The organism is Collimonas fungivorans Ter331 (assembly GCF_000221045.1).
Classification (GTDB): domain Bacteria; phylum Pseudomonadota; class Gammaproteobacteria; order Burkholderiales; family Burkholderiaceae_D; genus Collimonas; species Collimonas fungivorans_A.
On the sequence record NC_015856.1, the window covers coordinates 2,760,568 to 2,780,619 of the forward strand.

At 59.8% G+C, this 20,052-nt stretch carries 20 protein-coding genes and 1 tRNA gene; 9 read left to right on the forward strand and 12 right to left on the reverse strand.

What is annotated here, in order from left to right:
- Positions 1-295 precede the first annotated feature (295 nt).
- From gmk to CFU_RS11940, 3 genes are read left to right on the forward strand one after another with little or no spacing between them, the layout of a single operon-like run.
- On the forward strand, positions 296-940 hold the full coding sequence (gene gmk, locus CFU_RS11930; protein WP_014006294.1) for a guanylate kinase: 645 nt from the start codon (positions 296-298) through the stop codon (positions 938-940).
- Between the two features lie 41 nt (positions 941-981).
- Complete coding sequence (gene rpoZ, locus CFU_RS11935; protein ID WP_014006295.1) at positions 982-1,185, forward strand: DNA-directed RNA polymerase subunit omega; 204 nt, start codon at positions 982-984, stop codon at positions 1,183-1,185.
- A 33-nt stretch (positions 1,186-1,218) separates the two neighbouring features.
- Entirely contained in the window at positions 1,219-3,504 is a 2,286-nt protein-coding gene (locus CFU_RS11940; protein ID WP_014006296.1) for a RelA/SpoT family protein, read from the forward strand.
- Positions 3,505-3,534: 30 nt separating this feature from the next.
- Here CFU_RS11940 and CFU_RS11945 read toward each other — a convergent pair whose 3' ends face one another.
- Together CFU_RS11945 and CFU_RS11950 are read right to left on the reverse strand one after the other, a co-directional pair.
- A complete protein-coding gene (locus tag CFU_RS11945; RefSeq protein ID WP_041743391.1) occupies positions 3,535-3,984 on the reverse strand; it encodes a DUF1178 family protein in 450 nt (149 codons plus the stop codon).
- A gap of 79 nt (positions 3,985-4,063) precedes the next feature.
- Positions 4,064-4,897 carry an isocitrate lyase/PEP mutase family protein gene (locus CFU_RS11950; protein ID WP_041741866.1) on the reverse strand — a complete coding sequence of 278 codons (834 nt, stop codon included), beginning with the start codon at positions 4,895-4,897 and terminating at the stop codon, positions 4,064-4,066.
- Between the two features lie 263 nt (positions 4,898-5,160).
- Between CFU_RS11950 and CFU_RS11955 the strand changes: the two genes are divergently transcribed.
- Positions 5,161-5,508: a hypothetical protein gene (locus CFU_RS11955; protein WP_014006299.1), complete on the forward strand. Its 348-nt coding sequence runs from the start codon at positions 5,161-5,163 to the stop codon at positions 5,506-5,508.
- Between the two features lie 23 nt (positions 5,509-5,531).
- On the opposite strand, the gene CFU_RS11960 is transcribed toward CFU_RS11955, so the two are convergent.
- Positions 5,532-5,846: a hypothetical protein gene (locus tag CFU_RS11960; protein ID WP_041741869.1), complete on the reverse strand. Its 315-nt coding sequence runs from the start codon at positions 5,844-5,846 to the stop codon at positions 5,532-5,534.
- 171 nt (positions 5,847-6,017) lie between these two features.
- A complete protein-coding gene (locus CFU_RS23320) occupies positions 6,018-6,413 on the reverse strand; it encodes a hypothetical protein (RefSeq protein WP_050808572.1) in 396 nt (131 codons plus the stop codon).
- 187 nt (positions 6,414-6,600) lie between these two features.
- Here CFU_RS23320 and CFU_RS11970 point away from each other — a divergent pair, with 187 nt between their 5' ends.
- Positions 6,601-6,843: an H-NS histone family protein gene (locus CFU_RS11970; protein WP_014006302.1), complete on the forward strand. Its 243-nt coding sequence runs from the start codon at positions 6,601-6,603 to the stop codon at positions 6,841-6,843.
- A gap of 88 nt (positions 6,844-6,931) precedes the next feature.
- Here CFU_RS11970 and CFU_RS11975 read toward each other — a convergent pair whose 3' ends face one another.
- On the reverse strand, positions 6,932-9,607 hold the full coding sequence (locus CFU_RS11975; RefSeq protein ID WP_238531300.1) for an autotransporter serine protease: 2,676 nt from the start codon (positions 9,605-9,607) through the stop codon (positions 6,932-6,934).
- Between the two features lie 652 nt (positions 9,608-10,259).
- On the opposite strand from CFU_RS11975, the gene CFU_RS11980 reads away from it, so the two are divergent.
- From CFU_RS11980 to CFU_RS11990, 3 genes are all read left to right on the forward strand, one after another.
- Positions 10,260-10,610: a DUF805 domain-containing protein gene (locus CFU_RS11980; protein WP_014006304.1), complete on the forward strand. Its 351-nt coding sequence runs from the start codon at positions 10,260-10,262 to the stop codon at positions 10,608-10,610.
- A 54-nt stretch (positions 10,611-10,664) separates the two neighbouring features.
- Positions 10,665-11,198, forward strand: a complete 534-nt coding sequence (locus tag CFU_RS11985; RefSeq protein WP_014006305.1) for a cysteine hydrolase family protein — start codon at positions 10,665-10,667, stop codon at positions 11,196-11,198.
- Positions 11,199-11,329: 131 nt separating this feature from the next.
- A tRNA-Leu gene (locus CFU_RS11990) sits at positions 11,330-11,416 on the forward strand.
- Positions 11,417-11,497: 81 nt separating this feature from the next.
- Here the strand turns inward: CFU_RS11990 and CFU_RS11995 are convergent.
- The gene (locus tag CFU_RS11995) at positions 11,498-12,439 is read right to left on the reverse strand and encodes a hypothetical protein (RefSeq protein ID WP_014006306.1); all 942 of its coding nucleotides are present in this window, start codon (positions 12,437-12,439) and stop codon (positions 11,498-11,500) included.
- Positions 12,440-12,515: 76 nt separating this feature from the next.
- A complete protein-coding gene (locus CFU_RS12000; RefSeq protein WP_041743394.1) occupies positions 12,516-12,929 on the reverse strand; it encodes a PPC domain-containing DNA-binding protein in 414 nt (137 codons plus the stop codon).
- 180 nt (positions 12,930-13,109) lie between these two features.
- Between CFU_RS12000 and CFU_RS12005 the strand changes: the two genes are divergently transcribed.
- Complete coding sequence (locus CFU_RS12005; RefSeq protein WP_014006308.1) at positions 13,110-13,748, forward strand: LysE family translocator; 639 nt, start codon at positions 13,110-13,112, stop codon at positions 13,746-13,748.
- Here the strand turns inward: CFU_RS12005 and prpF are convergent.
- The 5 genes from prpF to CFU_RS12030 all read right to left on the reverse strand — a co-directional run bounded on the left by prpF (position 13,745) and on the right by CFU_RS12030 (position 19,823).
- On the reverse strand, positions 13,745-14,929 hold the full coding sequence (gene prpF / locus CFU_RS12010; RefSeq protein ID WP_014006309.1) for a 2-methylaconitate cis-trans isomerase PrpF: 1,185 nt from the start codon (positions 14,927-14,929) through the stop codon (positions 13,745-13,747). The two genes, CFU_RS12005 and prpF, sit on opposite strands and share 4 nt — an antisense overlap.
- 94 nt (positions 14,930-15,023) lie before the next feature.
- Positions 15,024-16,046 carry a galactofuranose ABC transporter, permease protein YjfF gene (yjfF, locus tag CFU_RS12015; RefSeq protein ID WP_014006310.1) on the reverse strand — a complete coding sequence of 341 codons (1,023 nt, stop codon included), beginning with the start codon at positions 16,044-16,046 and terminating at the stop codon, positions 15,024-15,026.
- On the reverse strand, positions 16,043-17,098 hold the full coding sequence (locus tag CFU_RS12020) for an ABC transporter permease (protein ID WP_238531460.1): 1,056 nt from the start codon (positions 17,096-17,098) through the stop codon (positions 16,043-16,045). Before CFU_RS12020 ends, yjfF begins: the two co-directional genes overlap by 4 nt.
- 83 nt (positions 17,099-17,181) lie before the next feature.
- On the reverse strand, positions 17,182-18,738 hold the full coding sequence (locus tag CFU_RS12025; RefSeq protein ID WP_014006312.1) for a sugar ABC transporter ATP-binding protein: 1,557 nt from the start codon (positions 18,736-18,738) through the stop codon (positions 17,182-17,184).
- A gap of 116 nt (positions 18,739-18,854) precedes the next feature.
- Positions 18,855-19,823 carry an ABC transporter substrate-binding protein gene (locus CFU_RS12030; RefSeq protein ID WP_041741873.1) on the reverse strand — a complete coding sequence of 323 codons (969 nt, stop codon included), beginning with the start codon at positions 19,821-19,823 and terminating at the stop codon, positions 18,855-18,857.
- Between the last annotated feature and the right edge of the window lie 229 nt (positions 19,824-20,052).

Below are 20,052 nucleotides of genomic sequence, written 5' to 3' on the forward strand. Positions count from 1 at the left end.
GGGCTTTCCTTGTCATCTGTGCATCATCCAAACTTAGCGTCCGATCTGCTGCGCTTTTTTGAAAACCCATAAATGTACACCATGTCCGGCAACCGTTATCACACAGCCAATATACCGGCCGTTCGTCCTATGCGGGAAAGATACAAATCGGCGCTGCAGCCTTATTGCCGCGCTGATACAATGTCACTCTTATATACAAGTATGTTAAATATGCTTGTAGCTTGCACATTATTCGACTGTCATGACACCACCACTTATACCTGCATCACCAAACGAACTGCTGGCCGGTTCGGCCATGCCGGACGAACATCCCATGTCCGGCAGCCTGTTCATGGTGGTAGCACCTTCCGGCGCCGGCAAGTCGACGCTGGTCAACGCCCTGCTGGCGCAGGAACAAGCCATCAAGCTGTCGATCTCCTACACCACGCGGCCGCCGCGCCCGGGCGAGCAGGACGGCCGCGAGTATCATTTCACTACCGTCGAAGACTTCCGCGCCCGCCACAAGCAAGGCGAATTCCTGGAATGGGCCGAAGTCCACACCAATTATTACGGCACTTCGCGCCTGGCGATTGCCGAACAGATGCAGTCAGGCACCGACGTTTTGCTGGAAATCGACTGGCAAGGCGCGCAGCAGGTGAAGAAGCAGTTCCCGCACGCGGTCGGCATTTTTATCCTGCCGCCCTCGATTGCAGCTCTGGAAGACCGCCTGAAAAAGCGTGGCCAGGACGAACCGCAGGTCATTACGCGCCGCATCCTTGCCGCCGGCGGCGAAATCGCGCACGCCCCCGAGTTTGAATATGTTATTATTAATCAAGAGTTTGCATCTGCTCTGTCGGAATTAACAGCGATCGTCAAAGCCACTCGCTGCCGCTTTTCTCAGCAGGCAGTGCGCAACGCGTCCTTGTTTGCCCAATTAGGCATACACGCCAATTTAAGTTAATATTAAGTCAACACCCTGCAATACCGTTTTCCGGAGAATATATGGCACGCATTACCATCGAAGATTGTTTGAAACAGATTCCTAACCGCTTCCAGCTGACGCTGTCCGCGACATATCGCGCACGCCAGCTGCTGCAAGGCCACACCGCCAAGATTGACGCTAAAGACAAGCCAACCGTCGTCGCCCTGCGTGAAATCGCTGCCGGCAAGATTGGTATCGAAATGTTGAAGAAGGTACCTGGCTAACCATTAACATTATGCGGCTGATAACTATCCAGTATGAACCTGACATCTCCAGATTCAAGCCTGTCGTCAGCCGCAACCACTAAAAAACGGGCGGCTTCCCCCCGCTCAGCCAGAAAACCCGCGAACACTCCCCCCTTGCCAGATCACCAGCCTGCGCTTCAACCCGGCGTTGCCTCGATCACGCACCTGACCACCAAGCTTGCCGAATACCTGACTCCAGCCGAGCTGAAGAAAGTCAAGGAAGCGTATCGCTTTTCGGATGAAATGCATCTGGGCCAGATGCGCAAATCCGGCGAACCCTATATCTCGCATCCGATTGCGGTCGCCGAAATCTGCGCCGACTGGAAGCTCGACGCGCAAGCGATCATGGCTGCCCTGCTGCACGACGTCATGGAAGACCAGGACGTCAAGAAAGACGAGCTGATCGAACGCTTCGGGGCGCCGGTGGCGACCTTGGTGGATGGCTTGTCGAAGCTGGACAAGATCGAATTCCAGAGCCAGATCGAGGCCCAAGCCGAAAATTTCCGCAAGATGCTGCTGGCGATGGCGCGCGATGTGCGCGTGATCCTGGTCAAGCTGGCCGACCGCCTGCACAACATGCGCACGCTGGGCGTGATGATCCCGGAGAAGAAACGCCGCATCGCGCGCGAGACCATGGAGGTCTACATCCCGATCGCGCATCGGCTTGGCCTCAACAATATTTACCGCGAACTGCAGGAACTGGCGTTCTCGCATCTGTATCCGCTGCGCCACCGCACGCTGGCCAAGGCAGTCAAGGCAGCGCGCGGCAACCGCCGCGAAGTGGTCAGCAAGATCCTGGAATCGGTCAGCACCACGCTGGCGGCGACCGGCATCAATGCGCAGATAGACGGCCGCGAAAAGAGCCTGTTCGGCATCTACCGCAAGATGCACAACAAGCACCTGTCGTTTTCCCAGGTGCTGGATGTCTACGGCTTCCGCATCGTGGTCGACACCTTCGCCAACTGCTACCTGGCGCTCGGCACCCTGCATGCGCTGTACAAGCCGATGCCTGGCAAGTTCAAGGATTACATCGCGATTCCCAAGCTGAACGGCTACCAGTCGCTGCACACTACCCTGATCGGCCCTTACGGCACGCCGGTGGAATTCCAGATCCGCACCCAGGACATGCATCGCGTGGCCGAGTCGGGCGTGGCCGCACATTGGCTGTACAAGGATGAAGAAGGCAACCTGAGCGACCTGCAGCAGCGCACCCATGCTTGGCTGCAGTCGCTGCTCGACATCCAGAAACAGACCGGCGATTCGGCGGAATTCCTGGAGCACGTCAAGGTCGACCTGTTCCCCGATTCGGTGTATGTGTTCACGCCGAAATCGAAAATCATCGCCTTGCCGCGCGGCGCCACGGCGCTCGATTTTGCCTACACCATCCATACCGACGTCGGCGACCAGACCATCGCCGCCAAGATCAACCACGAACCGGCGCCGCTACGCACCGAACTGCACAACGGCGACATCGTCGAAATCATTACCTCGCCCAGCTCGCGCCCGAGCCCCAACTGGCTCAGCTTCGTGCGCACCGGCAAGGCGCGTTCGGCCATCCGCCATCACCTGCGCACCATCAACCTGAGCGAGTCGGTGGAACTCGGCCAGCGGCTGTTGTCGCAGGCGCTGGCGATGCTCAACCTGAATCCGGTGCTGGCGCCTATCGTGGTCGACCGCTTGCTGAATGAGTCGAGCGCCAAGTCGCTCGATGAGATCTATGCCGACATCGGCGTCGGCAAGCGCATGGCGACCCTGGTGGCGCGCCATATCATGGGCTTGCTGGAAAACGAACCGCTGGTGACGCCGCTGCTCGACATGGAAGGCGTCGCCGCCCCGGGCAAGATGGATCCGGTGGTGATCTATGGCAGCGAAGGCGTGTCGGTACAGCTGTCGCCATGCTGCCAGCCGATTCCGGGCGACCATATCACCGGCCAGCTGAAACGCGATCAGGGCCTGGTGGTGCACGCCGAAGACTGCAATATCGCCAAGCGCCAGCGCAACAAGGATCCGGACCGCTGGATCGAAGTGCTGTGGGGCGAGGACCTGAACCGCCGTTTCGATTGCCGCATCAAGGTGCTGGTGCATAACGACAAAGGCATCCTGGCCCGCGTCGCCGCCGAAATCGGCGATTCCGACGCCAACATCATCTACGTCAACATGGATGACGACAAGGACCAGCTGATGACCCAGCTGATCTTCACCATCCAGGTTGAAGACCGGGTGCACCTGGCCCGTCTGATGCGCAATGTGCGCCGCATCCGCGGCGTCACGCGGATCCTGCGCGACCGCACCGGCTAAGCTGCCGTCGGCGTCGCAAACGCAAACGGCTTATTGCAGCGTCTGCTTGTGCGGGACCGGCAACGGCAGCTGGAAAACTTCGATACCTTCTTCCGCCAGCTCCTCGCACTGCTCTTGAGAGGCCACGCCGCGAATCCCGTGCTCCGGAACTTCCTTGTAATGGATCCGGCGCGCCTCCTCGGCAAAACCTTCACCGACATCCTCAGTGTTTTCCATGACGTGGCGCGCCATATCCTGCAGCCGCTGCTTAAATTGCGTCACCGCCGGCGAATTCGAATGCTTGTCGCCGGCGTCCGCTGTACCCCGCCTGGCCGTGGACAAATTCAAATGCGGGGCTGACGGCAGCTTGCCGACCTTGAAGCTATCGCATACCGGACAGACGATCTGCTGCCCGGCGGATTGCGAGACAAAATCCTCCTCGGAGGCAAACCAGCCCTCAAAACGGTGATTCTGTTCGCAAGCTAGGTTGTAGACTTTCATGGTGAGCGGCAATTCTTCAGCACGGAAAAGCAAGGATCTTACACTAACCAGCATATAACTTATTGCCAGCGCCTGCCGCTTAAAGTTTGCCCGCTGCCTGCAGCATCTCGCTGATCCGGCGCGTACTCACTGCCTCCTCGCCGTAGGTAAAGGTGCCATGCTCGCGCATCTCTTCAGCTGCGCGTATGAATGCTCCTATTGCAGCGCGCGCCAGAGAGCCGCCGACGCTGACCCGTTTGACGCCGATGGCGGCCAGTTCCTGCAAGCTGAGCTGCACGCCCTGTAGCCCCATCACCACGTTCACCGGCTTGTCCAGCGAACTCACTACTGCCGCGATCTCTTCCCGGCTTTTCAGACCTGGCGCGTACAGCACGTCGGCGCCGGCTTCCTGGTAGGTCTGGAGGCGCTTGATGGTGTCTTTCAGATCGGGCCGGCCAGCCAGGTAATTTTCCGCCCGCGCAGTCAGCGTAAATGGGAAATCCAGGCCGCGCGCCACTTCCGCCGCTGCACGCACGCGCTCTGCCGCCAGTTCCAGTGCATAAATCGGATCGTCGCGATTGCCGCTGGCGTCCTCGATGGAACCGCCGACAATGCCGGTGGCGGCAGCCAGCCGGATGGTCTCCGCGACCGTCGTCGGCGCCGCGCCGAAACCGTTCTCCAGGTCGGCGCTGAGCGGCAGCTCGGTAGCGGCGGCCAGCTCCGTCAAATGCGCCATCATCTGTTCACGCCCGATGCCGCCATCCAGCTGTCCGCGCGAAAAGGCAAAACCCGCACTGGTGCTGGCCAATGCTTCAAACCCGAGCAAAGCCAGCAGCCTGGCGCTGCCGATATCCCATGGATTGGGAATGATGAATGCTCCGTCCCGTTTGTGAAGCTGCTGAAATACATGCGCTTTTTCAACCTGAGTTTGCATCCAATCCTCCGTTAGAAAATCATTGGCGAGAGATTTTTCGCAGGAAAAATTCTTGCTCATTACCAATTTATGTCAGCAACTGCAGCGCCATCCAGGCACAAACATTACCACCAGCAACTAGTTTGGGCAGCGCGCTGCCCAAGATGCCGAAAAAATGCGATGCGTAGCGAATCTCTATTAGCTTACCGGCGATTTGTTTCCTAGAATGAAATCCTGAAGGGAATCGCAGTTGTTGGATTTGGACCGGCAAATCAGGGGGCAATATGGGGAAAATACTACTAGTGCTGGTACTGGCCGGCCTGGCTGCGGCAATGCCGAACCGGGCCGTTGCCGACGCCGGCCCGTGGATTGCCGGAAGCGCGCCGTTTTATGCGCCGCCGGCGTTATATGGAGCCGAACTGCATCCACCACAGCTATTCCAGCCGCCTGCCGCCATGACCGTGGCGCCGGTCTGGCGCGAACGCAATGAATGGGAAAAACGGCGCGTCGAACAATGGGCCGAGATCGAGCGGCATCGCCAGGAATGGCGGGAAAGCCATGGCAGCGGTGCGAACGGCATTCCGATCCGCAGCGATGCCGCGCGCGGCCCGGCGTCCTCTAGCAACTTCTGACAGTTGCTGGATGGGCTATCTTGTCAGAAGCGCGGCAAATCGGCCAGCGTGCGCCCGGACGCATCGTGGCCGGCAATCCCGATGCCTTCAATACCATGTTCGTGGATCACCAGCGCGATGTTGGGGCCGCGCACGATTTTCCCGTCGACCGCAAATGCAGTCGCTACCTCGTCGCCGAAATGCAGGGCATCGACCACCAGGCTGACGTCCTGTTCAGAAGTCTTGTGTTCCCATCCGATGGAACCGTCATCCTTCGGCTTGGCCCGGCCCCAACGCACTTCTTCGACCCGGTCGCCGGCGACATTAAAACGAACCGCTTCAATCATATGAATGGACATGCATTTCTCCGGGATAGAAAGTCGAATGGATTTTCGCTTCATGGTACCCGGCCTGCCAAGCGGCAGCAAGATGCCAAATGAAAATTTGCCGAAGCAAGGCAGTCATGCATGCGCGCATAAAAAACGCCGCTCAAAGGAGCGGCGTTTTTTTTTACAGAGCTTGCGACCGGATCAATACGGCGCATCGTCGGGAGCAACCCGCAGCCAGCCGCTCGGGCAAGCCGGCACATCGGGATAATATCCGGGAGGATCGTTACAGTAATAACTGTAATTGGCCTCAGGCTGCACATACATCAACGGCGCCGCATCGGGAAAAAAAAACGGGTCGCGGTAGACCGGCGGCCAGAAAAAAGGACCGCCTATGATGATACGGCCGCGGCCATGGAAATCGCGAAACCGATGAAAACCGTGGCGAGCCTGGTAGCCGCCGCCATGATTCATGCCACTGCCATTGCCGTGAAAACCGCCGCCTCCGCGCGCCACATGGTTTTGCGCGAGCGCAGAACCGCCGGCCGCGCTCAGCATCAGCGCGGCAACCGCAAACCATAAAACCGTCAACTTTTTCATGGCGACACCTTTTGCTTCCCATGCCGTCGCGACGACGACACAAACTGCCTTCCTGTATTCAATATAGATTGTGCAATCCAAAGGGTAACTACAAATCGGTAATGTTTGCAACAAGCTGTATCATTCCATCGCATTCCATGGTTACGATATACTTGCCCGTCCCAAACGCAGAAAGAAAGCAACAGAAATGACGACATACAAAGAGCTGCAAGCACAAATCGAACAATTGAGAAAGCAGGCGGAAGAACTGCGCCAGGCTGAAATCGCGGATGTCATTACCGAAATCAAAACCAAGATGCAGGAATACGGTATCACAGGAGCGGACCTGGGCCTGATGGGCAAGAAGCGCATCATCAAAACCAGCCCCGCGATGGAACCGGAAACGCCAGCGCCCGCGCACACCGATGCAGCGGCCAGCAGTGAAATGTAAGGCAGGTTCCCTGCCAGACTGTTGTCGTTGACGGACAAAGAGGTTTACAGGATATCCGTCAACGACAGCCCTTACTCAAATATGTAAGTCAATCGAGCCTGAAGCGCAGCCCCAGCGCCAGCACGTTGTTACGCAACCCGCCATTGCCCAGCTGCGCATCGTAGTTCAGGTACCAGCCCCAGCGGCTGTCCACCGCCGTACTCACACCCAGTCCCGCCCAGCCGCTACTGCGCGCCAAGCCTATCCCCTGCACCGTGAACCGCGCCGCCGGCGCCCCCACATACGCCGCCCCGAAATCGAGGCTGCCATCGCCGAACGCATGCTGCCACGCCGCGTATGCCTGCAGCACACTCACGCCGCCAGCCCATTGGACACGGCTCTCGCCGCGCACCCCCAGCAAGCCCGCCGTCTGTTGGTAGACCTGGCTCTCGGCCGTCAAGCCGAACACCCCGCCGCTTTCCGTAAATCCGCCGCGCTTGAGGCGGTCATAGGCCAGGCCGGCATAAGGGGTCAGCCGGATATCCGCCGACAGCGGCAGTCCATAACCGCCCTCCGCATAGACCGACCACAGGCTGTCGCTGTGGCTGGCGCCCAGGTCCTGCTCGGTATTGCCGATCACCGCCGTGCGCGTCACCGTACTGTCGATACTGGTTAGCCCTGCCCGACCCGAGACATAACCGCCGCCGTCGCCGAACCCATGGCGGCCATACAGCGAGACCCCTGTGCTGTGCCCCTTGCCCTGACCGCCGAGCCGGTCGAAACTGGCCTTGCTGTCCGCATACGCCAGCGCCGCGCCGACGATGGTGTGGGTACTGAGCCGGGTATCGACACCGAACTGCCCTCCCCATAAGGAGGTGTCGCCAGTGGCATAACCGCTCTGGTTCAGCTTGCCCGAGGCGCCAATGGCGCTGACCCACAAACCGGTGCCATCCTGTCCTTCGGCCTGGTTGCCCAGCGCCGCCAGCCGATTGCCCAGGTCGCGATTCAAGGCCTGCGACTGCTGGAAGGTCAGCGCCTGGGCCGAGGCATGGATCTGTCCCGACAGGCTGTCGAGCACCTGTCCTGCCACCGCGACGCTGGCGCTCTTCTGCAGGGCCGCCGCACTGGCCAGGAATGCACCGTTGGCCCCCGTCACCTTGCCGCTGGCGACCATCTGGTCCGCCGCCTGCAGGCCGGTCTCCAGGTTGGCGGCCGCATTGTTGCGGGTGGCGTCGCCTTTAAAAGCGGCCGCGGCCATGGTGGCGACATTGGTACGGCTGATATGCAAATCCACTTCCCTGGCCTGATAGGACAAGTTCGCGGCAATAAACACCCCTGGCGTAAAACCGACGCCATCGGCCTCGAAGCTGATATCGCTGAACTGGCCGCTGACCCCGCCCGCGGCGGTGAGCACCTTGCCGCTCACGCCTGCCTGCTGGGTCACATAGCCGGACGGATCCGTGCTGCCGCCGGGGGTGGTGGCAACCAGGTGCGAATTACCGAGGATTGCCGCCCCGCCCACCACCAGGGTGGTGTTGAACTGATTCGCCAGCACCGCGCCCGGCGTGGCGACGTAGTTGCCGGCGATGGTGAGACCGGCGCCGCTGTTGTCGACCCGCCCGCTGTTGCTGACATTGCCGTGGATACGGCCGCCGTCGCCGCCGAGGCGGCCCAATGCGCTGACATTGACGCTGGAGGCCACCGAGCCGGTGATATCCAGCCGGCCGCCCAGAACATTGCTGGCGCCCTGGTAAGTATTGGCGCCGGCCAGGGTCAATTGGCCGCTGCCGCTCTTGTTCAGGCCGGCGTCGCCGCCGATATCGTTCTTGAATACCGAGGCAGCGTTATCGAAAGCGATGTTGACATTCGGCCCCAGCGCCAGCCGTGTATCGAACAGCGCCGGGCCGTTGACCGCCTTGCTGGCGTTCAGCAGGCCCCAGCCATAGGTGGCGGTGTCGTGCATGTCGGTTGCTGTCGACAGGATGGTCTGGCGGATCAGGTCGGCGTTCATCCAGGGATAGGCCTGCTGCACCAGGGCTGCGGCGCCGCTGACTGCCGGCGCTGCGAACGAGGTGCCGAAGACCCGTGTGCCGCTGCTGCTGGAGATGAAATCGCCGGCCGCCGCCAGGCACCAGTTGGCGGCCACGCCGCAGCGGTTGGCGTAGCTGGAAATGACTCCCGGCACGGTATCGCTGGCGCTATAGCCATTGCTGCCGCCGGCGGCGTTGACCGCGGTGACCGCCAGCCAGCCGCTTTGCAGGTCGCCGAACAGCGACGGCAGGCTAGCGTTCAGGTTCGGCTGCGCTGCGCCGTCATTGCCGGTGGACCAGACGAACAGCCCTTGCCGGGCCACATAGGGCTGGTACAGGTTGTGCAGCGCCAGCGCCTGGGCGACCGAGGCGCCGGTTGCGCTGATGCCGTTGGACTGGTTGAAGATCCGCACGCCCTTGGCGAACAGGTCCTGGTAGATCTGGTTATTGAGCAGCAGGCTGTTGCCGGTGGTGCCGGCCGCCGCCGCTTGCACGAAGACGCCGGGCGCGATGCCCAGGGTGCTGCCGGCCAGGGCTTGCGCCACTTCGGTGCCGTGCATGTTGCCGTTGGCGCCGCCGCTGCTGTAGACCGTCTTGCTGATGCGCCCGGCCAGTTGGGTATCGCCGACATCGAAGTCGGTATCGACCACGCCGACCGTGACGCCGGCGCCGGTCATGCCCTGGGCGCGGGCTGCCTGGATATTGCTGGGGTCGAGCACGTTGAGCATCGGCGGCGGCGCTGTCGGCGGCGTCACTACCGGCGGTGTGATGGCGCTGCCGCTGTTGTTGGCGGGAGGCGGCTGGGCTGGAACTGGAGGAACAACCGGCGGCGTGCTTGGAGCCGGCGTAGCAGGCGGATTGGGATTGCTGCTGCCGCCCCCACCGCCACCGCAACCAGAAATAATTGCTGATATAGCAATAAAAATAACGGATAACGATCCCTGACGAGACAATGCTTTGCCCATGACGCCCCTCCACGTGTGCTTCAACTTCAACCCGATCAAATGATCGATATATCGGCCTACTGCATTCACATACTCAGTTGCGTATCCTCAGCTTGAACCTGTTTTTTTATTTCTGTACGGCAATTTATTATGCGCCCGTTTGGTGCGCCATCCATTCATTTTATTTATTTTGGGAAACTGTTTCTTTATGAATACATTTTCATTGTGGCAATGAAACTATACAAGACACATCCAGGCGATAAAACCGAGGGAGGATTTTGCCTACGGATACAGGCCTGCGCTGCTCCGGCGACACGGGGAGATTTAAAGGGAGTTTGTGATACACCAACATTTTGACGAGATGACCAAGGCTTTTGTTATTATTACTCTCTGGTAATCTTACCGAAATCCATGGACGCCGCCACAAGCGCGCACCCATGCCAACAAACCATAGGGGATAGAAATGACGTTTACGGAATCGATCAAAGTCTGCTTTTCCAAGTACGCCGACTTCAACGGCAGGGCTTCGCGCTCCGAGTATTGGTGGTACGTGCTTTTTATCGCCCTGGTTTCGGTCGCAACCGGTGCAATCAACGACAAGCTGAGCATCCTCTTTTCCGTTGCGACTCTGCTGCCATCGATTGCAGTCGCGGCACGGCGCCTGCATGACACCAACCGCAGCGGCTGGTGGCAGCTGATCGGGCTCATCCCTCTCATCGGCTGGATCATCATCATCTATTTCCTGGTCCAGGAAGCAAAAGAACCCAACAATTTCGGCACGGCGGCGATCGCCCCGAATCTTCCGGAAACCTGAAACCGATGCCGGGAATTCCCTCGGGATTCCCGGCCCACCCACCTGCAGGAAACCATGAAATCCACTCTACTCGTCATCGATGTCCAGCAAGCTTTGTTTGATGAAACGCCCCGCCCGTTCGAAGCCGACGCCGTCGTGGAGCGCATCAATACCTTGACCGGCAGGGCCCGCGCTGCGGGGGTTCCCGTAGTCTTCATCCAGCATGAGGCCAGCGACCTCGAATACAACTCCGCAGGCTGGCAGCTCCAGCCCGGATTGCAGGTAAAGGAAGGCGACGCAAAACTGCGCAAGACCACGCCGGACTCTTTCCTGCGCACAGAGCTCGAAGCACTGCTTGCCTCATGGCGTACCGAGCACGTCGTCATCTGCGGCTACGCTTCCGAATTCTGCGTCGACACCACCACCCGCCGCGCCGCCGCCCTCGGTTATCCCGTGACGCTGGTGTCCGATGCCCACACCACGCACGACAAGCCGCATGCGACCGGCGAGCAGATACGCAGGCATGAAAATGCAACGTTGCCTAACATCGAAAGTTTCGGCCCCGAAATCAAGGCGATTGCCACTTCCGAGGTACGTTTTGCGGACTAAGGCGCTGTGCTGACGGGGATGGATGAGAGGTGGTCTTGGCAATGAGAACCTGTTAGAATGCGGCCCTGTCCCGTATCGCAGGCTGTTGCTGTCGATACATGTTTTGCGCGCTTCTTCGAAACCGCAGAATTGCCCGAGTGGTGAAATCGGTAGACACAAGAGACTTAAAATCTCTCGCCGGAAACGGTGTGCCGGTTCGATTCCGGCCTCGGGCACCATAAAACAAAAGACTCTCAGCAATGAGGGCCTTTTTGTTATGTTTCGAAAAAAAACACCTTGTTTATAGCCGTGGCATCGGATTACTGAGGCTGATAAAACTTCATTTTCTCCGACCACTGAAACGTCTGCCGCGACTTGCCGCCCTTCTCGCGTAATTGCAGATCGTGAAAGCCGTCAGTAACACTAGACAGGACCACGAGAGAGTTGCTGCTGCTCGACACATCGTGGCTGCGGGTTCCGTCCTTGTGCCACTCGCCGGCAAGCATCTGGTTGAACATCATCGGCTGCGCAAATACGACCCGCAGCGACTTGCCGTCAATCTGAAAAAGATACAGCGCTTCAAACGAGGCGCCGCCGCCGGCGTAGCTCTCGAACCATCCTGCCCGCACGCCGAAGGCATAATCACCGTCTCGCAACAGATAAGGCGCCAGGTCAAAACGCTGCCAGGTCTGCGGCAGGCCCACAACGGCCCCCTTGCCATCTCCGGAATCAATGGTTGGCGGCACATCGATGTTGCCGGCCGAACCCCAGTCGGTCGGAACCGCGACCGGCACATCGGTGCGGGCCACAAGCCTTGGTACATTGCCAGCGCCACGCTCGAACACGCCGAACCAGATTTCGTTACCCGCATTATTCTCAGACCCTTTGCAATCCCACGCCGGATGCCTCGGAGTTTCTGCGGCATAAATGGGCAAGGCCCCCAGGCATACCACGCCCACATACATGCCCGGCCGCTGCGACCACGGCTTTGCGCCGGCCAGCACCACACGATTCGGATCGCGTCCCGGCGCGATTTGCAGGGCCAGGAAATCCTTCGTGAAGCCCTCCGGCAGCTGCTGACCGAATCCGTCTGGCGCCGGTGCGCCACTCATCTCCCGATCGAAAGCCGCTCGGGCGTCGGCCGTCTTGATGGCGCCACGCACCTTGCTCAGCGAGCGCACCGTAGTATCGGCGCTGGCCGGCATTGCAGATAACGAGCAAGCGGCGAGACACAGCCACAGCCGGGGGAGGAGCATATTCATGGGTGTAATCCGTTCAGGTAAATATAAATGGCATCTTATCTGCTACGACGCAACGTTGATGAGTATTCGTTTGGTCTCAAACGCCATCTGGATCTGATTGCTGTCGTATCACCAGTTCATTGAAACCCGACGCCGGATCCGGTTCGCGGGCAAAACGATGCTCCGGCAGCAGCGCCAGCAGTAGCTCAACCGTCGTTCTCACAATACAACCAGGCGCCACGTGACCACCCAGCACGCGGCCTTCCGCATCGGCGATAGTCATATGGAGATGGATGCCGTCGGGAGAGAGCGATCCGGCGAGAGTCAGTATTTCCAGATCGCCGCGAAATTCGATTGCCTGCTGCGCCCCGGCAAACCGCAGCTGCGCCACGGATAAGCTACCAATGCCCTGCAGTACGAAAGCTGCGCTCACGCCATGTTCGGCCAGCACCGATTCAAGAGCGCTGCGCAGATCTTGTCCGGGATTCAGGCGTAGAGGAAGAGTTTGCATAGGGGCCATTGCGTTAAGCGAATCCAGAATATCTTTGTATCCGCCAAAAAAATCAAGCGGAATATTTGCGCTCCTATGCCCACCGATTCGCCCGGTATCCCGAGTTGCAGCAGCGATTGGGCAGGAAGTGTATATTTCCATTGATCTGGAGTCCTGCCGCCACCTTAAGGAGATACGTCAATGAGCCCGTCAGCCGCTATCCTAGCCATTCTCGCAGCGTTATTAATCGGGGCGATGAGCCCAGGCCCGAGTTTTGTCATTGTTGCCAGGCATTCTATCGGCCTGTCGCGCCGCGATGGCTTGGCCACGGCGGTCGCCATGGGGATCGGCGGCGTTTTCTTCAGCGGCATTGCGCTGGTCGGACTGTATACCTTGCTGGCAACCGTGGGATGGCTGTATATGGGCCTCAAGATAGCCGGCGGCCTGTATCTGATTTACCTGGCGTCCAAAATCTGGCGCGGCGCGGCGGCTCCGCTTGCCCTTGACAGCGCCCAGGCGGCAAATGCGGGCAACGTGCGTAAATCGTTCTGGGTCGGCCTCAGCACGCAATTGAGCAATCCGAAGACTGCGGTCGCCTATGGCAGCATCTTCGCCGCCCTGCTGCCCCAGCATCCACCCCTCTGGTGTTACTTCGCCCTGCCGCCGCTGGTTTTTGCGGTCGAAGCGGGCTGGTACACGGTGGTTGCCTTGTGCTTTTCCAGCAAACGGCCGCGCGAACTTTATCTGCGCGCCAAGACCTGGATCGATCGCGTCGCCGCCAGCGCCATAGCGGCGCTCGGGCTCAGGCTGTTATTTACTGCGCATAAAACCGGCATTTAAAAATCAGCCGGACAGACCGCAGACGGCACTAGCACGGCCCCTTCCATCAGCCGGCGCGCACTGCGGCTCATGACCGCCTTGGTCACTACCCAGGCGCCGTCGCGCTGCTCTGCCTCGGCGCCGACAGCCAGGCTGCCGGAAGGATGGCCGAAACGGACCTTGCCGTCGGCCTGCTGCGTCATCAGGCGATTGACGATGGTGCCGGGAACCGCGGCGGCGACGGCGATCGCTATCGCGCCGGTTCCTGTCATGGCGTGATGCAGTTTTCCCATCGAAAAGATGCGCGCATTGATATCCAGCGTGGCAGGATCGATATGCTTGCCGTTCGACGCCACATAAGCGGAAGGTTTTGCCACAAAAGCCAGTTTGGGCGTATGCGGCCGCAGCTGGCTGGCTTCCTCTGCTGTCTTTGCCAGTCCCATCCGCACCGCCGCATGGGCGCGGATCGTTTCCACTTTCCGCAGCAGCTCGGGGTTGCCGTTGACGTCGCGTTGCAATTCATTTCCCGCCAGTCCGAGCGTTGCCGCGTCCACGAAGATAGCCGGGTTGCCGGCATTGATCATGGTCAGTTCGACCGGACCTACGCCAGGCACATCCAGCACGTCAAGCGGCGACCCGCTCGGAAACATGCCTCCTGCGCCATCTTCATCTCCGTCGCCGCTCGGGTCCAGGAATTCGATCTTGATCTCGGCCGCCGGGAAGGTGACGCCGTCCAGTTCAAAATCGCCCTCCTCCATCACTGCGCCGTCCTGCATTGGGACATGGGCGACGATCTTCGCGTGAATGTTCGCCTGCCAGATACGGACGACGACGATGCCGTCGCGCGGAGCATCCAGCAAGCCTTGCGCAATCGCGAACGGCCCGACCGCAGCCGTCAGGTTGCCGCAATTGCCTGACCAGTCAATCATCTCCTTGTCGATCGCCACCTGGCCGAACAGGTAGTCGACATCGCAATCCGCACGGACAGACCGGCTGACCAGCACCACCTTGCTGGTGCTTGAACTTGCACCGCCCATGCCGTCGATTTGCTGGCCGTAAGGATCCGGGCTGCCCATCACACGCAGCAATACGCGGTCGCGCACGGCCGGATCCTCCGGCAGCCAGTCCTTGCAGAAGAACACGCCTTTGCTGGTGCCGCCGCGCATGTACACGGCCGGGATTTTGATCTGAGCCAACACCATCTCCTGACATACGCCTGTCCATGGGCGCTACACTGCGCCCGGTTAACAACACATATCAGGATACAAGAAATCGGGATTTTTTATTGGCGCGCGGTCATGCCGCTGTGGTTGCCGGCGTTGCGGGCATGGCGGGCGTGGCGGAGCCGCTGCCGGCCGCGCCCAGGGACATCAAGCGCTGCGCCATGCAGAATACGAACAGCAGCACGCCGATCACGATCTTGGTCCACCACGAACTCAGGGTGCCGTCGAATGCAATCAGGGTCTGGATCAGGCCCAGGATCAGCACGCCGGTCAGCGTGCCGGCGACGTAACCGTAACCGCCGGTCAGCAAGGTGCCGCCGATCACCACCGCCGCGATCGCATCGAGCTCCGTGCCTTGCGCATGCAAGCCATAACCGGACAACATGTAGAACGAAAACAGGACTCCGGACAGGGCCGCGCAAAAGCCGCTGAAAGCGTAGACCATCACTTTGGTGCGTCCTACCGCCAGGCCCATCAGCAGCGCCGACTGCTCGTTGCCGCCGATGGCATAGACGGCGCGTCCGAAGCGCGTGTAATGGGCGATGTAGATAGCCAGTGCCAGCATTAGCACGGCGATCACCACGCTAGGCGAAACGAAGGCGCCGAAGATGTCTATGCGCGCCTGCGACAAAGTGACATACAGCGGCTGGTCGATGGTGATGGAATTGATGCTGATCAGGTAGCACAGGCCGCGCGCCAGGAACATCCCGGCCAGGGTCACGATGAATGCCTGCAGCTTGAAGAAATGGATGAGCGCGCCCATCAGGGCGCCGAATGCGCTGCCGATCAGCAGCACGCAGGCGATCACCAGCAGCGGCGGCCAGTGCCACGACTGCAGCAGGTAGGCGGAAATCATGGTGGTCAGCGCCAGCACCGAGCCGACCGACAAATCGATGCCACCGGATAAGATGACAAAAGTCATGCCGATCGCAATCACCAGCAGGAAAGCGTTGTCGATCAGCAGGTTCAATACCACCTGCAAGGAGAAAAACCCGGTGTAGGCGAACGACCCCATGGCGAACATCACGATCAGCAAGGCGACGGTCGCCAGCGAAGTGAAATAAGGCGACGACAATGACTGGCGCAAGAGTTTCATGGTTTTTTACCGTTGACAGAACGTGAGCGCGCAGCGCCGCTAGATAAGCCGACCCAGCCGCTTCCCAGGCCGCGAAACTCGGGCGATTGCGACAGGCACACGGCGAACACCACTATCGATTTCACCACCATGTTGACCTCCGGCGGCACGCCCATCGAATAGATCGTGTAGGTCAGCGCCTGGATGATCAGGGCGCCGATAACGCTGCCCACCAGGCTGAATTTGCCGCCGGCCAGGGACGTGCCGCCCAGCGTCACCGCCAGGATCGCGTCCAGCTCCAGCAACAGGCCGGCGTTGTTGGCGTCCGCACTCTTGATGTTGGAGCTGATCATCAGCCCGGCGACGCCGGCGCAGGCGCTGCAAAACATGTACACGAAAAAGATCAGCGCGGCGGTCCTGATACCGGCCAGCCGCGCCGCCACCGGGTTGATGCCGACCGCCTGGATGAACAGGCCGAGCGCCGTCTTGCGCATCATCAGCGCTACAATCACGAACACACCGATAGCGATGAACAAGGAAAACGGCAACCCGAACAGATAACCGCTGCCGATATAGAAAAACGGCTTGTAATACACCGTGACGATCTGGCCGTCGGTCAGCAGTTGCGCCAGTCCGCGCCCGCCCACCATCAGGATCAAGGTGGCGATGATCGGTTGCAGACCCAGCGTGGCGACCAGGAAGCCGTTCCACACGCCGCACAGGAGCGCCGCTCCCATGGCAGCGGCAATTGCCCACACCATGGGGATGCGGCTTGCGTATTCCGGTATGCCGTTATGCATTTCCATGGTGCCGCCGATCAGCATCGCGGCAACCGTGCCGGAGATGGCCACTACCGCGCCCACCGAAATGTCGATGCCGCGCGTCGCGATCACCAGCGTCATGCCAAGGGCGGTCAGTATCAAAGGTGCGGCGCGGTTGACGATGTCGATCAGGCTGCCGTACAGATGGCCGTCTTTCCATTCAAGCCGGAAGAAACCGGGGATCATGAAAAAATCGATGAGCAACAGCAGCGCCAGCGCCGCCAGCGGCCGCAGCAAAGGGTTGCGCAGCATCACGCGCAAGCGCACTGCCAGCGACGGGCTGGTATCGCTCTGCAGCCGGGCGCCGGATAGTGGATCTGAATTCAATGGAATACTCATTCGCACTCTCCGGCGATCACCTGCAACACCGATTCGTCGTCGAGCTGACCGCGCAGGTATTCGCCGCAGGGTTCGCGGTCGCGCAATACCAGCATGCGGTCGCTGCAGCGCAGGACCTCGGGAATTTCGGAAGAAATGAACAGGATCGCCATGCCCTTGCTGCACAAGGCGATTACATGGTCCATGATCTCTTGCTTGGCGCGCACATCGATGCCGCGCGTCGGTTCGTCCAGGATCAGCATGGCGGGATCGGTCGCCAGCCAGCGCGCCAGCAGGGCTTTTTGCTGGTTGCCACCGGACAGGGAGCTGATGGGCGTTTCGATATCGGGGGTCTTGATGCCCAGCCATTTGACGTAATCGCTAGCGATCGCCTGCTGCCGTTTGCGCGGGATCACCCGCAGCAGGCCGGCGCGCGCCTGCAGCGCCAGGATGATGTTTTCGCGCACAGACAGTTCGAGGATTGCGCCTTCGGCTTTCCTATCTTCCGAACAGAAACCGATGCCGGCGGCGATGGCGTCGCGTGGGGAGCTGAATCTTTCGGGCCCACTGCCGCCTTTCATTTGTATGCTGCCGCTGTCGGCCTTGTCGGCGCCGAACAGTAATCGCGCGGCCTCGGTCCGGCCCGAACCGAGCAAACCGCATAGTCCGAATACTTCACCGGCGCGGAAATCCAGGTCCAGCGGCGCGAGTATTCCTTTGCGCCCCAAGCCGCGCGCCTTCAGCACAATTTCGCCGCTGCCCGGCGCACGCACGTCTTTGTCTGCACTTGCAGCTTCCCTGCCCGCCGACTGCAGGCCGACCATCTTGTTCACCAGTTCGAAACGGCTCAGCGCACTGGCCGGATATTCGCCTTCAAGCACGCCGTTGCGCAGCACCGTGATGCGGTCGGAAATTTCGTAAGTCTGTTCCAGGAAATGCGTCACGAACAGGATCGCCATGCCCTGCCCGCGCAGCTTGCGCAAGACATCGAACAATAGGCGCACTTCGGCCTCGTCCAGGCTGGAGGTAGGTTCGTCCAGGATCAATACCTTGGCGGAGACGCTCAGGGCGCGTGAAATCGCCACCATCTGCTGGATCGCCAGCGGATACCTGGCCAGCGCGGCGGTCACGTCGATATGGACCTGCAAATCGCCCAGCAGGCGCTGCGCCTGCTGCTGCATGGTTTTCCAGTCGATGCGGCCAAACTTTCTTGGATAGCGGCCGATAAAAATGTTTTCAGCAACCGACAGGTTCGGGCACAGGTTGACTTCCTGGTAGACCGTGCTGATGCCGAGGTTTTGCGCGTCGTGGGTGGACGACGGCTGCACGACCTTGCCGTCGAGCCGTATTTCGCCGCTGTCAGGCGCATAGACGCCTGTCAGTACTTTAATCAGAGTGGATTTGCCTGCGCCGTTCTGTCCCATCAGCGTATGGACTTCGCCTGGATACAGCCGCAAAGCGACATCGCTCAGCGCCTTGACGCCACCGAATGCCTTGTATATGCCGTTCAGCTCCAGCGTTGGTGCAACGCCGTTCGCCGCCGGTAGGGCAGCGCCTGTTGCTGTTTTATTCATCCTCTTGCGATCCCGAATTTCTCATGCGCAGCCATGCCGCATGACGATGCATGCCCGATGCGGCGGACGATTCGATTCGTCCGCCGGCATTCGTAGAAGAGCCTAGTGCTTGTGACTTAGTACTTGCGATTCGGGAATTCCTTGGCCGCCACTTCAGCCGGAAACACGCTTTCCTCGGTCGTAATGCGCTTAGGGACGGTCTCGCCGGCGAGCACTTGCTTGGCGACCTTCATGAGCTGCGGCCCAAGCAGCGGGCTGCATTCAACCGTAACGTTGAGCTTGCCAGCCATCATCGCTTCAAATGCGCCTTTGACGCCGTCGATCGAGATCACCAGTATGTCTTTACCTGGTTTCAGGCCGGCTTCTTCGATCGCCTGGATAGCGCCGATCGCCATGTCGTCGTTATGCGCGTACAAGACATTGATCTTCTTGCCGTCGGTCTTGAGGAAGGCTTCCATCACCTCCTTGCCCTTGGCGCGGGTGAAGTCGCCGGTTTGCGAGCGGATGACTTTCAATTTCGGATTGGCGGCGATGATTTCGGCAAAACCGGCCTTGCGGTCGATGGCAGGAGCAGATCCGACCGTGCCTTGCAACTCAACGATGTTGATATCGCCAGCGGGCATGGTCTTGGCCCGTTCCAGCAGCCAGCGTCCGGCGCGGCGGCCTTCTTCAACGAAATCGGAACCGATGAATGTCACGTACAGTGACTTATCCTTGGCGTCGACCGCGCGGTCGGTGAGGATGACCGGGATCTTGGCGGCTTTGGCTTCACCCAGCACAGTGTCCCAACCGGACTCGACCACCGGAGAAAATGCAATGACATCAACTTTTTGCGCGATGAAGGAGCGGATCGCCTTCACCTGGTTTTCCTGCTTTTGCTGGGCGTCGGCAAACTTGAGCGTTACGCCGGCCTGTTTCGCCGCATCCTTGATCGATGCGGTGTTCGCGGTGCGCCATTCGCTTTCGGCGCCAACCTGGGAAAAGCCCAGCACCACTGGTTTCTCGGCATAAGCGCTGCCAGCGATCCCGAATCCCAAGCCAAGGCAAAGCGCCGCACTCAATACCGTTCTGCGTGTCATTTTCATTGCTGTCTCCATTTTTATGTTTGTGTTTTTAGCCAGATAAAACGTGTCAAGAGCGCGACCATCCTAGGACGGAATGCGATTATTTTCAAATGAATTATTTCTTGCCTCAGATACATGTTTAGGTATCGGCATGCCGGCGCTCTTTGCTATTGATGAATTCTGGACAAAAAAAAGCCCGCTAACTTTCGTTGCGGGCTGAATCCAAACCTTGAGAGGTGTTGGAGGAGAC

Excerpts from the sequence above, each read along its gene's own strand:
- CFU_RS12005 (WP_014006308.1), top strand. The coding sequence starts at position 13,110 with ATGAGCCCGTCAGCCGCTATCCTAGCCATTCTCGCAGCGTTATTAATC.
- CFU_RS11960 (WP_041741869.1), bottom strand. The coding sequence starts at position 5,846 with ATGTCCATTCATATGATTGAAGCGGTTCGTTTTAATGTCGCCGGCGAC.
- yjfF (WP_014006310.1), bottom strand. The coding sequence starts at position 16,046 with ATGAAACTCTTGCGCCAGTCATTGTCGTCGCCTTATTTCACTTCGCTG.
- CFU_RS12030 (WP_041741873.1), bottom strand. The coding sequence starts at position 19,823 with ATGAAAATGACACGCAGAACGGTATTGAGTGCGGCGCTTTGCCTTGGC.
- CFU_RS11955 (WP_014006299.1), top strand. The coding sequence starts at position 5,161 with ATGGGGAAAATACTACTAGTGCTGGTACTGGCCGGCCTGGCTGCGGCA.
- CFU_RS12020 (WP_238531460.1), bottom strand. The coding sequence starts at position 17,098 with ATGCTGCGCAACCCTTTGCTGCGGCCGCTGGCGGCGCTGGCGCTGCTG.
- CFU_RS12025 (WP_014006312.1), bottom strand. The coding sequence starts at position 18,738 with ATGAATAAAACAGCAACAGGCGCTGCCCTACCGGCGGCGAACGGCGTT.
- rpoZ (WP_014006295.1), top strand. The coding sequence starts at position 982 with ATGGCACGCATTACCATCGAAGATTGTTTGAAACAGATTCCTAACCGC.
- CFU_RS11995 (WP_014006306.1), bottom strand. The coding sequence starts at position 12,439 with ATGAATATGCTCCTCCCCCGGCTGTGGCTGTGTCTCGCCGCTTGCTCG.
- CFU_RS11945 (WP_041743391.1), bottom strand. The coding sequence starts at position 3,984 with ATGAAAGTCTACAACCTAGCTTGCGAACAGAATCACCGTTTTGAGGGC.
- CFU_RS23320 (WP_050808572.1), bottom strand. The coding sequence starts at position 6,413 with ATGAAAAAGTTGACGGTTTTATGGTTTGCGGTTGCCGCGCTGATGCTG.
- CFU_RS11950 (WP_041741866.1), bottom strand. The coding sequence starts at position 4,897 with ATGCAAACTCAGGTTGAAAAAGCGCATGTATTTCAGCAGCTTCACAAA.
- gmk (WP_014006294.1), top strand. The coding sequence starts at position 296 with ATGCCGGACGAACATCCCATGTCCGGCAGCCTGTTCATGGTGGTAGCA.
- CFU_RS11970 (WP_014006302.1), top strand. The coding sequence starts at position 6,601 with ATGACGACATACAAAGAGCTGCAAGCACAAATCGAACAATTGAGAAAG.
- CFU_RS11980 (WP_014006304.1), top strand. The coding sequence starts at position 10,260 with ATGACGTTTACGGAATCGATCAAAGTCTGCTTTTCCAAGTACGCCGAC.
- CFU_RS11985 (WP_014006305.1), top strand. The coding sequence starts at position 10,665 with ATGAAATCCACTCTACTCGTCATCGATGTCCAGCAAGCTTTGTTTGAT.
- prpF (WP_014006309.1), bottom strand. The coding sequence starts at position 14,929 with ATGGTGTTGGCTCAGATCAAAATCCCGGCCGTGTACATGCGCGGCGGC.
- CFU_RS12000 (WP_041743394.1), bottom strand. The coding sequence starts at position 12,929 with ATGCAAACTCTTCCTCTACGCCTGAATCCCGGACAAGATCTGCGCAGC.
- CFU_RS11940 (WP_014006296.1), top strand. The coding sequence starts at position 1,219 with ATGAACCTGACATCTCCAGATTCAAGCCTGTCGTCAGCCGCAACCACT.